13 protein-coding genes (1 of these 13 cut by a window edge) are annotated in these 12,479 nt (G+C 71.4%); 4 read left to right on the top strand and 9 right to left on the bottom strand.

Annotation, left to right across the window (positions count from 1 at the left end; genetic code table 11):
• The 7 genes from DA075_RS14705 to DA075_RS14675 form a co-directional block, all read right to left on the bottom strand.
• Positions 1-200: the beginning of an ABC transporter permease gene (locus tag DA075_RS14705; RefSeq protein WP_099953864.1), read on the bottom strand. The gene continues 589 nt to the left of window position 1, outside the view; 200 of the gene's 789 nt are visible here — the first part of the coding sequence; its start codon is at positions 198-200; its stop codon lies off the left edge, out of view.
• Between the two features lie 2 nt (positions 201-202).
• Positions 203-1,072 carry an ABC transporter permease gene (locus DA075_RS14700; protein WP_099953863.1) on the bottom strand — a complete coding sequence of 290 codons (870 nt, stop codon included), beginning with the start codon at positions 1,070-1,072 and terminating at the stop codon, positions 203-205.
• Positions 1,073-1,184: 112 nt separating this feature from the next.
• A complete protein-coding gene (locus tag DA075_RS14695) occupies positions 1,185-2,240 on the bottom strand; it encodes an ABC transporter substrate-binding protein (RefSeq protein WP_099953862.1) in 1,056 nt (351 codons plus the stop codon).
• 29 nt (positions 2,241-2,269) lie between these two features.
• On the bottom strand, positions 2,270-3,571 hold the full coding sequence (locus tag DA075_RS14690; protein WP_099953861.1) for an NAD(P)/FAD-dependent oxidoreductase: 1,302 nt from the start codon (positions 3,569-3,571) through the stop codon (positions 2,270-2,272).
• Positions 3,572-3,573: 2 nt separating this feature from the next.
• On the bottom strand, positions 3,574-4,308 hold the full coding sequence (locus DA075_RS14685; RefSeq protein ID WP_099953860.1) for an HAD-IA family hydrolase: 735 nt from the start codon (positions 4,306-4,308) through the stop codon (positions 3,574-3,576).
• Positions 4,309-4,344: 36 nt separating this feature from the next.
• Positions 4,345-5,469: an ABC transporter ATP-binding protein gene (locus tag DA075_RS14680; RefSeq protein ID WP_099953859.1), complete on the bottom strand. Its 1,125-nt coding sequence runs from the start codon at positions 5,467-5,469 to the stop codon at positions 4,345-4,347.
• A gap of 103 nt (positions 5,470-5,572) precedes the next feature.
• A complete protein-coding gene (locus DA075_RS14675) occupies positions 5,573-6,523 on the bottom strand; it encodes a LysR family transcriptional regulator (protein WP_099953858.1) in 951 nt (316 codons plus the stop codon).
• A 195-nt stretch (positions 6,524-6,718) separates the two neighbouring features.
• Here DA075_RS14675 and DA075_RS14670 point away from each other — a divergent pair, with 195 nt between their 5' ends.
• The 4 genes from DA075_RS14670 (at position 6,719) to DA075_RS14655 (ending at position 10,026) form a co-directional block, all read left to right on the top strand.
• Complete coding sequence (locus DA075_RS14670; protein ID WP_099953857.1) at positions 6,719-7,114, top strand: carboxymuconolactone decarboxylase family protein; 396 nt, start codon at positions 6,719-6,721, stop codon at positions 7,112-7,114.
• A gap of 41 nt (positions 7,115-7,155) precedes the next feature.
• Complete coding sequence (locus DA075_RS14665) at positions 7,156-8,055, top strand: NAD(P)-dependent oxidoreductase (RefSeq protein ID WP_099953856.1); 900 nt, start codon at positions 7,156-7,158, stop codon at positions 8,053-8,055.
• 34 nt (positions 8,056-8,089) lie between these two features.
• On the top strand, positions 8,090-8,896 hold the full coding sequence (locus tag DA075_RS14660) for an N-acyl homoserine lactonase family protein (protein WP_099953855.1): 807 nt from the start codon (positions 8,090-8,092) through the stop codon (positions 8,894-8,896).
• A gap of 140 nt (positions 8,897-9,036) precedes the next feature.
• Positions 9,037-10,026: an ABC transporter substrate-binding protein gene (locus DA075_RS14655; protein WP_099956599.1), complete on the top strand. Its 990-nt coding sequence runs from the start codon at positions 9,037-9,039 to the stop codon at positions 10,024-10,026.
• On the opposite strand, the gene DA075_RS14650 is transcribed toward DA075_RS14655, so the two are convergent.
• Positions 10,027-11,772: a HAMP domain-containing protein gene (locus DA075_RS14650; protein WP_099953854.1), complete on the bottom strand. Its 1,746-nt coding sequence runs from the start codon at positions 11,770-11,772 to the stop codon at positions 10,027-10,029.
• Between the two features lie 25 nt (positions 11,773-11,797).
• Positions 11,798-12,475, bottom strand: coding sequence for an SCO family protein (locus DA075_RS14645; protein WP_099956598.1), 678 nt, complete (start codon positions 12,473-12,475; stop codon positions 11,798-11,800).
• Positions 12,476-12,479: the final 4 nt, after the last annotated feature.

The following is a 12,479-nucleotide window of genomic DNA, read 5'->3' as shown; positions in this document are numbered from 1 at the left end:
ACCCGCGCCGCCTGCATCCAGGCCGGGTTGCCGAAGAACGCCTCGTACCAGCGCAGGGAATAACCCGGCGGCGGAAAGGTAAGGAACCGCGCGTTCGAGAACGACATCGGCACCACGATCAGGATCGGCAGCACCAGGAACAGCAGCACCAGCGCGACGACGATGCCCAGGCCCAAGCGGGCGGGGAGAGAGACCGGCATGGTCAGCGCGCCCCCATAATCCGCTCGACCGGGACCACCCGGGAGGCGAGCCAGAACAGGGCTGCCACGCAGACGAGCAGCACCACGCCGATGGCGCTCGCTGCGCCCCACTGGTTGTAGATCTCGACGTTGCGGCTCACCAGCATCGACACCATGAAGGTGCGCCCGCCGCCGAGCAGTTCCGGGGTGATGTAGAAGCCGAGCGCCAGGACGAAGACCAGGACCGTGCCGGCGACGACGCCCGGCATCGAGAGCGGCAGGAAGACCCGGAGAAAGACGTGGGCCGGGCCGCCGCCGAGGCTGGCGCCGGCCAGCATCAGGTCCCGGGGAATGCGCTGCATCGTGGCGTAGAGCGGCAGCACCATGAAGGGCACGAGGATGTGCAGGGTGGCGAGCACCGTGCCGAACTCGTTGTTGATGAGGGCGATGGGCTGATCGGTGAGCCCGAGGCCCTGGAGGGCGGCGTTCACCAGGCCGCGGCGCTGCAGCAGCACCATCCAGGCATAGGCCCGTACCAGCACGCTGGTCCAGAACGGCAGGATCACCAGGCCGAGCACCACGACGCTCCAGCGCCGCGGCAGGGTCGCGGCGGCGTAGGCGACAGGATAGCCGAGGCCTAGGGCCAGCACCGTGACGGTGAGCGCGATGCGGAAGGTGAGCAGGAAGCTGCGCCAGTAGATGTCCTCGGTGAGGAAGCGCCGGTAATGCTCGAGGCTGAACGCGCCGTCGGCGGTGATCGACTGCACGGCGAGCCAGAGGAGCGGCACCACGAGCAGCACCGTGACCACCGCAAGGGCCGGAAAGAGCAGAGCGAGGACCAGGAGGGCTTCGCGCCGCTCGTACCGCCGCAGGGCGGTGCTGGCATGGGTCATGGCGGGGTGTCCGGTGCGATGAAGCGGCGGGACGAAGGCTGAAGTGCGAGACGAGCGTCGCCTCGAACCCTCCCCCTCTGCGGGGAAGCGTTCAAGGGCGGCGGCGCGACCCTCACTTCTTCTGCACGAACTCGGCCCAGCGCTTGAGCGTGGCGTCGCCGGCCTCCGAGGTCCACCACGCGGCCGAGAGCACCGCCTGCTTCTTGGCATTGTCGGGGGCGCTCGGCAGCTTGGCGGCGAGCGAAGCCGGGATGATGCCGGTGTCGAAGGCCGCCGGGTTGCCCGGGCCGTACGGGATGTTGAGCGGCAGGTTGGCCTGGAGCTTCGGGTCGATCGCCTGATTGACGAACTTTACCGCGGTGGCGAGGTTCGGGGCGTTCTTCAGGATGCAGAGCGAGGTATTCTGCAGGACGCCCTGGTTGAACGTGTAGTCGGCATCCGCCCCGGCCTCGATCACCGCGGCGGCGCGACCGTTCCAGATCATCTCCATGTCGACCTCGCCGCCCTGGAGCAGCAGGGCCGACTGGCCGCCGGAGGTCCACCACACGCTGATATGAGGCTTGATCTCCTCGAGCTTGCGAAAGGCGCGGTCGACGTCGAGGGGATAGAGCGTGTCCGGCGTGACGCCGTCGGCCATCAGCGCCGCCTCGAGGGTCGCAAACGGGTGGTTGCGCAGGGCCCGGGCGCCGGGAAATCTCTTCACGTCCCAGAAATCGGCCCAGCTCTGCGGCGGGCTCTTGCCGTACTTGCTCTTGTTGTAGGCCAGCACGCTCGAATAGAACTCGTAGGGCACCGAGTACTCGGTCTTGTAGGCGGCCGGGATGGCGGCGGCGTTCGGGATCTTCGAGAAGTCGAGCGTCTCGATCAGCCCGGCCTTGCCGCCGCGCAGGCAATCCTGGATCGGGGTGTCGACCACGTCCCAGGTCGGCTTGCCGGTCGCGCCCTGCGTGCGGATCACCGGCCACGCATCGGGGGCGCTGTCCTGGTTGATCGTGATGCCGAGCGCCTTGGCGGCCGGATCGAGGATCGCCACCGTCTGGGCCTGCTGGTAGGCGCCGCCCTGCGACACGAAGGTGATCTGCTCGGCGGCCGAAGCCGGGGAGGCCGCCACGTGGACGGGTCCCAAGGCGAGGCAGGCCAGGACGGTGGTACGAATGAGCGACGCCATCTCGACTTCCCCTCTGTTGAAGACCGTATTCAGCGGCCGATCGCGTCCAGGAATTGGTACCAGCCGGCGACGAGCCGGATCGCCGGCTCGCGCAGGCCGTAGAATGGCACGGGCTTGAAGCCGCCGGCACCGAGCAGCGCCACGTCCGGGCTCTCGCCGAGGGCGAAGGCGGCCGCCAGGCCTCCCAGATGGGTCGACATCGCGACCCCGGCGCCGTTGTAGCCCATGGCAAAGCTCACCCGGTCGTCGAGCCGTCCGACATGCGGGAACGCATCGAGCGTCATGCCGACGAGGCCCGACCAGCGATGGTCCACCGGCGTATCGGCGAGCGCCGGGAAGGTGCGCACCATCGCCCGGCGCAACGTGGCGAAGGCGGCCTCGGAATCCTCGCGCCCGAAGGCGCCGCGGCCGCCGAATACCATCCGGTCATCGACCATGCGGAACCAGCGCATCATCCGCCGCGTCTCGACGTAGATCCGCCGGCTCGGCAGGATCGCGGCCCGCAGGTTGGCGGATAGCGGCGCCGTGGCGAGGATCGCGCTGCGGAACGGGATCAGGCGGGTGCGCAAGGGCGCGGCTGCCCCGGTGAGATCGGTGTAGCCGTTCGTCGCCACGATCACCTGGCGCGCCCGCACCGCACCGCCCGGCGTCTCGACCCGGATGCCGCCCGCCTCGCGGTGGAGGCTCAGGGCGGGGCTCGCCTCGTGGATCGCGATCCCCTTGGCATCGACCGCCCGGGCCAGGCCGCGCGCGTAGTTGAGCGGGTGCAGGCCGCCGGCCTTGGCCGAGAGCACGCCGCCGACGAAGTCCGTCGAGCCGGTCTCGGCCTCCACCGCCTCGCGGGAGAGCGCGGTGACGGAGGAATCGCCCATCTCCCGGCGCATCCATTCCATGTCGGCGACGGTCGCCGCGAGCGTGTGGAGCGTATGGGCGCATTTGAGCTGGCCGACCCGGGCGTAGCTCGCTTGCGTGATGCCGTGCTCGGCGATCAGCCGCTCCAGGGTCTCGACCGAGGCATAGGCGATGGCATGCATGCGCTTGGCCACCGCGATTCCGTGCTGCGCGGCGATGGCCTGGAACGAGGGGCGGAACTTCGCCGAGACGCCGCCGCCGTTGCGCCCGCTCGCGCCCCAGCCGATCGTGCTCGCCTCCAGCACCACGGCCCGCTCCCCGCGCTCGGCCAACGCCAGCGCCGCCGCGAGGCCCGTATAGCCGCCGCCGATGATCGCGACGTCCGCCTGGACGTCGCTCTCGAGCGGCCCGAAGCGTCCGGCCGGCACCGCGCCGGCGGCCCAGAGGGAGGCGACCGGAGGCTTCGGGAAGGCGGCCATCGTCAGGCCGCCTGCCGGGCGCCGGCCGCGAAGGCCGCGTCGACGGCGTCGGCGAGCTGTTCCAGCGTCGGGAAATGGTAGTCCGGCGTGGTCAGCCGGGCCGGCTCCGGCGTGCCGCCGAATCCCTCGAGCCCCTGGCGGCGCTCGATCCAGCACACCGAATAGCCGAGGTCCCGGGCGACGCCGATGTCGTGATACTGGCTCTGGGCGACGTGGAGCATGTCGCTCTGCTTGTAGCCGAAGGCCGATTGGCGGCCGCGGTTGAAGGCGAAGAATTGCGGGTCGGGCTTGGCGACGCCGGCCTCGTCGTAGGTGACGCTGTCGTGGAACGGGTTGCCGAGGGTGTGGGAGTAGAACGAGAAGGCCGAGCGGTCGGCATTGGTCATCGCGACGAGGCGGTAGTGCCGGCGCAGGCGCTTCAGGGCCGCCACCGAATCCCGGAAGGCCGGCCAGCGCAGCACCGAGAGCTGGAACGCGTCGGCATCGGCGTCGCCGTTCGGGAAGCCGAGCTCCTTCGCGACGTGGCGGTAGACGTCGGAAAACACCTCGCTCGAGCGCTCGTAGTTCAGCTCGCGGCCCTTGAGGTAGTGAGAGAAGATCCGGGCGTCGCTCAGCTCCTCCTGGCTGCGGCCGGAGACCGCGCGGAGGTGGTCGAGGATGCCCTTCTCGAAGTCGATCAGGGTGCCGACGACGTCGAAGGTGAGGACCTTGAAGCTGTCGAGCGAGGGAGCGGTCATGGATGGCTTCTCCGAAGGATCGGGGGACGACGGGGCTCAGGCCGGTTCCGCCGGGACGACGATCGTGTCCTGCGGGTGGATGAGGACGGTGAGGGGCGCACCGACGGGAGGGATCGCGCTGCGCCCGGCATGGTGGGCCGGCTGGCGCAAGGAGATCTCCGGCCCGCCGTCGAGGGCGAGGAAGACCTTCAGGCTCTCGCCCTGGTAGACGATGTCGGTCACGCGCCCGGTCAGCCGGTTGTAGCCGTCGGGCAGGCTCCCGCCGGCGACGACGAGCTTCTCGGTCTGGAGCGCCAGGAGGAGCGCGTCGCCCTCCGGCAGCGGCCGGGCGCTGCGCAGGATGGCGGGGCCGAGGGCGACGCCGTCGGCGCTCGAGCGGGTCACTGGCACCAGGGTCGATTCGCCGATGAAGCTCGCCACGAAGGCGCTCGCCGGCCGGTCGTGCAGGCGCTCGGGCGTGTCGACCTGGGCGAGGCGCCCGCCGCGCAGGATCGCGATGCGGTCGCTCATCGTCAGCGCCTCGCGCTGGTCGTGCGTGACGTAGACGATGGTCGCTTCGAGCTGCCGGTGCAGCCGGCGCAGCTCGATCTGCATCGACTCGCGCAGCTGCTTGTCGAGGGCCGAGAGCGGCTCGTCCATCAGGATCAGACGCGGCCGGAAGACGATGGCGCGGGCGAGCGCCACGCGCTGGCGCTGGCCGCCGGAGAGCTGCGAGATCGCCCGCGCCTCGTAGCCGCCGAGCTCCACCATCGCCAGGGCCTCGGCGACGCGCCGGCCCCAGGTGGCCTTCGGCTCGCGCCGCGCCCGCAGGGGGAAGGCGACGTTCTCGGCCACGCTGAGATGCGGGAACAGGGCGTAGTTCTGGAACACCACCCCGATGCCGCGCTTGTGCGGCGGCACGAAGGTGACGTCGACCCCGCCGAAATGCACGCTGCCGGAGGACGGCACCGTGAAGCCGCCGAGGATGCCGAGCAGCGTGGTCTTGCCGGAGCCGGAAGGTCCGAGCAGGGACAGGAACTCGCCCGGCGCCACGTCGAGCGAGACGTCGTCGAGGGCCGTGAAGGCGCCGTAGCGCCGGGTCGCGTTGCGGATCGAGACCCCGATGCTGCCGCCGGAAAGCGGCCCGCCCTTCACGCCCGAGTTCGATCCCGCTGCCGTCATCGTGGAATGCCGCCTTCGCGTCCGGTGCCACCGACAGGAGAAAGCTCACAAAAGCGGCGCTGCGGTTCAATGTCGAAAAAATCCGCAGTGCCATAACCACTGGTTATGAGGTCTCGAAGCAGGCCCGCATCAGCCCGAGCTCCGGATAGAGCCGGTCGACCCGCGCGACGTCGGCCTGCATCTCGGCGACGAGCCAGTCGCGCACGGAGGCGACGGAGCGGCGCAGGGGCCGGGAGCGCAGGTGGATGAGCTGGCACATCCGCGCCGTGCGGGTGAGGCGCTCCGCCGCCGGCACGAGGTCGCCGGTGGCGAGCCAGTGCGAGACCACGCTCATCCAGCCGAGCGCGACGCCCTGACCGAGAAGGGCGGCCTGCAGCACCACGGCATAGTCGGAGAAGTTGAGGGAGGCGCGCGAGCCGTTCCAGTCCGGCCCGGGATCGACCCCGCCGGTCCACATCGGCGAGGTGGCCGTGAGGTTGACGAAGGTGGTGCGGCTCTCCGGGTCGGCCTCCCGGCCGGCGCGATAGACCGGGCTGCAGACCGGCAGCATCACCTCGTTCATCAGGAACAGGGCCTCGTGGTCGAGGTCCGGCCCTTCGACGAAGCGCATGCCGAGATCGACGTCGTCGACCGGGCCGGCAAGCGCCCCCGGGATGAGCTGGAAGCGGAAATCGACCGAGGGAAACGCCTCCTGCAGGGTGTTGATGCGCGGCATCAGCCAGTGGGTCGTGAAGGCCGAGGACAGGGAGAGCGTGACCGTGTCGATGCCGGTGCGGCGGATGTCGATCTCGCGCAAGGCCGCCTCGATGCCGCGGAACCCGTCCGCCACCCGCCGGTACAGGATCGCCCCGTCCTCGGTCAGCGCGATTCCCTCGTTGGTGCGATCGAGCAGGCGCACGCCGAGATGCCGCTCGAGCTGCGCCATCGCCTTGCTGATCGCGGGCTGGGTCACGTTCAGCTCGGCCGCGGCCCGGGTGAAGCTGGTGTTGCGCGCCACCGCCTCGAACACGAACAGGGCGTGGTTGGAGGGCAGCATGCGGCGGAGCGGGTTCATGATCTCGGATCTCGTCGCATCTCGTCGCATCCCGAAGCGGGGCCGGCATCCCGGGGACGATCGATGCCGGTCTTCCACGTCGCCGCGGGCGGCACCATACCGGTCGAGGCCGTCCGATTTCGCTGCCAGCCCCGGTCGATCTCCGTCCGGTTGCCTGATACCGTCCCGGGAAACAGACACGTCAGGGAGGTCACGATGGCGGAGAGCGAGCAGTTCGAGAAGGGTCTCGAGGTTCGTCGGGCGGTGCTCGGGGCGGACTACGTCGACAGCAGCCTCGCCAAGGCCGACGACTTCATGATGGCGTTCCAGCGGATCACGACCGAGTGGTGCTGGGGCTATGCCTGGACGCGGGACGGGCTCGACCGCAAGACGCGCTCGATGCTCAACCTCGCGATGCTGACGGCGCTGTCGAAGCCCGCGGAACTCAAGCTGCACGTCAAGGGAGCGCTGGCCAACGGCGTCAGCGTCGAGGAGATCAAGGAGATCCTGCTCCACGCCACCGTCTATTGCGGCATCCCCTCCGGCCTCGAGGCGTTCAAGGCCGCGCACGAGGTGCTGAAGGCCGAAGGCGCCCTCTCCGACAAGACGTGACCGGCTGCGCGCCGAGGGAAGACCGATCGGATGAAGACATCATGAGCCTCGACCCGTCATTCGCGCGCATCGCCTTCCTGGGCCTCGGCAAGATGGGGCTGCCGATGGCGAGCCGCCTCGTCGCGGCGGGCTGGATGGTCGCCGGGTTCGATCCGTCCCCGGCGGCCGCCGAGGCTTTCGTGGCGGCCGGCGGCCGGGCGGCGGCCTCGGCGAGGGAGGCGGCGGATGGGGCGAGCGTCGTCGTGACGATGCTGCCGGACGGCAAGGCGGTGCGCGCCGTCCTCACCGGCCCCGACGGGGTCGCGTCGTGCCTCGCCCCGGGCGCGATCGTGATCGACATGAGCTCGTCGGCGCCGGTCGGCACCCGCGACCTCGCGCGGGAACTGGCCGGCGCAGGGGTGGTCCTCATCGACGCTCCGGTCTCGGGCGGGGTGAAGCGCGCCGTCGACGGCTCCCTCGCCATCATGGTCGGCGGGGACAAGGCCGACGCGGTGCGGCCGCTCCTGGACTGCATGGGCAGCTCCCTCTTCGAGACCGGCCCGGTCGGCTCAGGCCACGCCATGAAGGCGCTCAACAACTACGTCTCAGCCGCGGGACTCACCGCCGCCTGCGAGGCGCTCCGCATCGGCGCCAGCTTCGGCCTCGACCCGGCGCTGATGACGGACATCCTGAACGTCTCGACGGGCCGCAACAATTCCACGGACGTCAAGCTCAAGCCCTACGTGATCCCGAAGACCTACACGTCGGGGTTCTCCATGGCGCTGATGGCGAAGGACCTGCGCACCGCGGACGATCTTGCGCGCCACGAGGGCATCCCGGCGCCCCTGTCGCGGACGGTCGCGGCCCTGTGGCAGGACGCCCTCGCGGATCTCGGGGCGGAGGCGGACCACACCGCGATCGACGCGTTCCTGGCGGCGCTGCCCACGCCACCGAAAGAGTGATCGGACCATCAACGCGAGACGGGGGGAGGTCGGCGTGTCGGTCTACGAGGTCATCGCGCTGCGCTACGCGACGCATGAGCGGCCGGCATCGGCGAACCTCCTCTACGCGCCGCCCGACGGCGATCCGCACGACGCGGCCATGCCCATCGACTACTTCGTCTGGGTAATCCGCAACGACGAGCGGGTGGTCGTCGTCGATACCGGGTTCGACTGGCCGGCCTGCGAGGCCTATGGCCGGACCATGCTGCGCCACCCCGTGGAGGGATTGCGGGCGCTCGGCATCGACCCGGCGACGGTGCGCGACGTGATCGTCACGCATCTCCACTACGATCACGCCGGCAACCTGTCGGCCTTCCCGCACGCGACCTTCCATCTCCAGGATGCCGAGATGGCCTACGCGACGGGGCGCTGCATGTGCCACGCGCGGCTGCGCGGCGCCTTCTCGGTGGAGGATGTCTGCACCATGGTGCGGCGGGTCTACGAGGGGCGGGTCGCCTTCGTGGACGGCACGGGGGAGATCGCGCCGGGCATCACGGTCCATGCGGTCCCGGGGCACACGCGGGGCTTGCAATGCGTGCGGGTCGAGACGGCGCGCGGCCCGGTCGTCCTCGCCTCCGACGCCGCCCATTTCTACGCGAACCTCGCCCAGCAGAATCCCTTCCCGATCGTGGTCGACGTCGCCGCGATGATGGAGAGCTGGCGTATCCTCGCGCGGCTCGCCGGCGACCCAGAACGGATCGTGCCCGGCCACGACCCGCTCGTCATGGCCCGCTATCCGCGGCATCCTAAGACGGAGATCGAGGCCGTGCTCCTCCATCGGCCGCCGCAGGATCCGGCATAGCGCCGGCCGTCCGCACGGGCCGCGATTCTCAAATCTGATTTCGCCGCCCGCGCGAACGTCCCTATCCTGCACGGCACCTCGGATGGCCTGGGATGACGACGCCGCACCGATGCTCCGGGGATTCCCGCTCCGCCTCGCCGGTGAGGCGGCGCGACGTCCTCGCCTGGCTCGGGGGAACGGTCGCCCTCCCGCGCGCGGCGCAGGCGCAGGCGCAGGCGGATCCGGCCCTGCCCGTCATCGGCTATCTCGCCCCCGAATCGCCCGAGCCCTTCGCCAGCCGGCTCGCCGCCTTCCGCGACGGCCTCGCCGAAACGGGCCTCGTTGAGGGGCGCGACGTCGCGATCGTTTTTCGCTGGGCCGAGGGGCGCTACGAGCGGCTGCCCGGCCTCGCGCAGGAGCTGGTCGCGCGCGGGGTCGCGGTGCTGGCCGCGACCGGCGGCGCGCCCGCGGCGCTCGCCGCGAAGGCCGCCACCACGACGATCCCGGTCATCTTCGAGATGGGCGGCGACCCGGTCGCGCTCGGCGTCGTGCAGGACCTCGCGCGCCCGCACGGCAACCTCACGGGCGTGTCGAGCCTCAGCGTCGAGGTGTCGGGCAAGCGGCTGGAATTCCTGCACGAGGCCGTGCCGGGCGCCTCCACCTTCGCGGTGGCGTTCAACCCGACGAGCCCGACCACGCCCGCGCAGCTGCGCTCCCTGCACGAGGCCGCCGAGAGCTTGAGCGTGCGGCTCCAGGCCTCCCCGGTCGGAAGCGAGGCGGATTTCGAGCCGATCTTCGCGGGCGCCGCGGCGCGGCGGCCCGCGGGGCTCGTCTTCACCTCCGATCCCTACTTCGCCCTGCGCAGCCGGCTGCTGGCCGATCTCGCGCTCCGCCACGCCCTGCCGGCGGTCACGCAGACGCGGGATTTTCCGCTGGCCGGCGGCCTGATGAGCTATGGCGGCGACTTCACGCAGACCCATCGGCTGGCCGGCCTCTACACCGGCCGGATCCTCAGGGGCGAGCGGCCCGCCGACCTGCCGGTGCAGCTCGTCACGAAGGTCGAGCTGTTCGTGAACCTGCGGACCGCCGCCGCCTTCGGGCTGACCGTTCCGGCCTCGCTCCTCATCGGCGCCGACACGGTCATCGAGTGATCACGCCCCGCCGCCGACGCCGAAGACCGGCACCTCCCGCGCCCATCCCTTGAGCGGCAGCGTGCCGAGGGGCGTGACGGTGCAAGCGCCGCGCGCGGCCTCGGCCAGACCTTCGTCGATCAGGACCTGCCCGTCCGCCGCCGCGGCGCAGAGGCGCGCCGCCAGGTTCACCACCGGACCGATCGCCGTGTAGTCGGAGCGGCCCTCGCAGCCGATCCGCCCGACGGTCGCCGGTCCCATCGCGGCGCCGACGCCGAAGCCGAGGCGAAAGCCCCTCGCGTCCCACGCCGCCGCGAGCGGCCGGACCACCGCCTGCATGGCGAGTGCGAGCCGGATGGCGGTGCCGCCCGGGTCCGGGACCGGCACCGGCGCGTTGATCAGCGCCATCAGCCCGTCGCCCGTGAAGGTGACGAGCGTCGCGCCGTGCGCCGTGATCGCGCCGCCGAGCGCCGCGAAATACTCGCCCAGCACCTCGATGACCGTCTCGGGCGGCGAGGCGGCCGAGAAGGCGGTGAAGCCGCGCAGGTCGCCGAAGACCACCGCCACCTCGACGCGCCGCCCGTCGAGCACGCCGTCGTCGCCGCAGCGGTCGACCAGCTCGGCGACCTGCGGGGCGAGGAACCGCCGCAGGCGCCCGATGCGCTCCTGCCGCTCCTGCGACAAGGCGAGTTCGCCCGCCATCGCGTTGAACCGGGCGGCGAGGCGGCCGAGCTCGTCCGCCGACGTGACTGCGATCCGGTGCCCGAACTCCCCGGCGCCGATCCGCTGCGTCCCCTCCTCGAGCAGGCGGATCGGCCCGGTCATGCGCCGCGCCAGCCCGTAGGCGAGCGCGGCGGCGAACAGGAGGCCGAGGAGGATCAGCGCGCCGGTGCGCAGGAGCGCCCGCACGATCGGCCCGAACGCCTCCGCCAGTGGCTGCATCGCCACCACCGTCCAGTCGACGCCAGGGACCATCGCCGTGGCGGCGACCACGCGGCGCCCGAGGCTGTCGCGGCCCGTGGCGGTGCCGCCGGCTGCCCGCGCGTCCGCGCGCAGGGTCGTGAGGGAGCGCGCCGCCGGATCGTCGGCGCCGCGCAGCACGAGGCTGAGATCGGGATGGGCGACGAGCCGGCCCGGCCCGTCGAGCACGAAGGCCTGCCCGGTCCCGCCGATGCGGATCCTTGAGATCACCTCCCGGATCAGCTTGAGGTTGATCTCCGCCACCGCCACGCCGACCGAAGCGCGGTTTCCCGCTACCGCCACGGTCATGAACGGCTCGGATCCGCGGTGATACGTCACGGGCCCGTACCAGACCCGGGGCATCGTGGCCTGGGCTGCCTTGGCTCCCACCACCGCCGGATCGCCCGCACGGTCGGCGCCGCTTCCGGCGCGGGTCAGGCCGACCCGCGAGACCTGCAGCCGCTCGCGGCCCTCGCCGTCGACGAGGGTGAGCTGCGCGATCGCCGGCACCTGCCGCAGCAGGCGCAGGGCATCGAGCCGCTGCGTCTCCTCCCCGGCCGGCATCCAGGGCAGCTGCACCATCCAGCCGAGCTGCTCGCGGATGGTGTCGATGAAGCCCTGGATGCGGAGGGCGGCGTCGCGCGCCTCCAGGCCGAGCAGGGCGTGCAGCTGATCGCGCCGGTCGCGATAGCCGAACCACGCCTCCAGGGCGCCGTTCGCGAAGAGCGGCAGCGCCACCGCGGAGAACAGCACGACGCAGTACTTCGCGAAGAGCGAGCGGCGCGGATCGGCCGCGAGCTTGACCATGGCCGTCTCGCCCTCCCGCCTCCGCTCAGCGGCCTTCGGCGCCTTCGGGGCCGGATTCCTCGAGCAGCAGCGTGCGGATGTCGGTGACGACGAGCGCCGGCTCGAAGAAGTCGAGGCTGTAGATGTTGCGCACGCGGGCCTTGGGATCGATCAGGAAGGCGCGGAAGACGTGGTTCAGCGCGCCGTCAGGCCGCGCATCGACGCGCTGCCCGTAGGCTGCGAGGATCGGCGCGAGGGCGGCCCGGTCGGGCGCCGTCAGGAAGGCCCAGGCGGGCGCGGCCGGATCGGCGGAGCGCCACGCGGCGGCGAAGCGGCGCATCACCTCCGGCGTGTCGTGCTCGGGGTCGAAGCTCAGCGTGACCAGGCGGATCCGGCGCGCGAGCCCTGGCTCCTTCGCGGCGAGGTCCTGCAGCCGGGCCATGTCGGCGCTGGCGAGCGGGCAGACGTCGCCGCAGCGCGTGTAGATCAGCGCCAGCACGGTGATGGCATGCGCATCGTCCAGAAGATCTCTGCGGCGGCCGGTGTCGTCGAGGACGGTGCCGCCGGCCGCGGGCTTGATCGGGGGCAGGCGGTAGCTCCCCGGCGCCGGGATGGGGAAGACCGCCGCCGCCTCGGACCGCGGCTGATGGCCCTCATGCGCGGAGGCGCCGAAAGCGGCGCCGAGGAGGAAAGCCGCGAGGCCAGGGAGCGGGATCTTTCGCATCGGC

The sequence above is a fragment of the Methylobacterium currus genome, from assembly GCF_003058325.1.
GTDB lineage: Bacteria > Pseudomonadota > Alphaproteobacteria > Rhizobiales > Beijerinckiaceae > Methylobacterium > Methylobacterium currus.
This window is presented reverse-complemented; position numbering and strand designations above follow the sequence as displayed.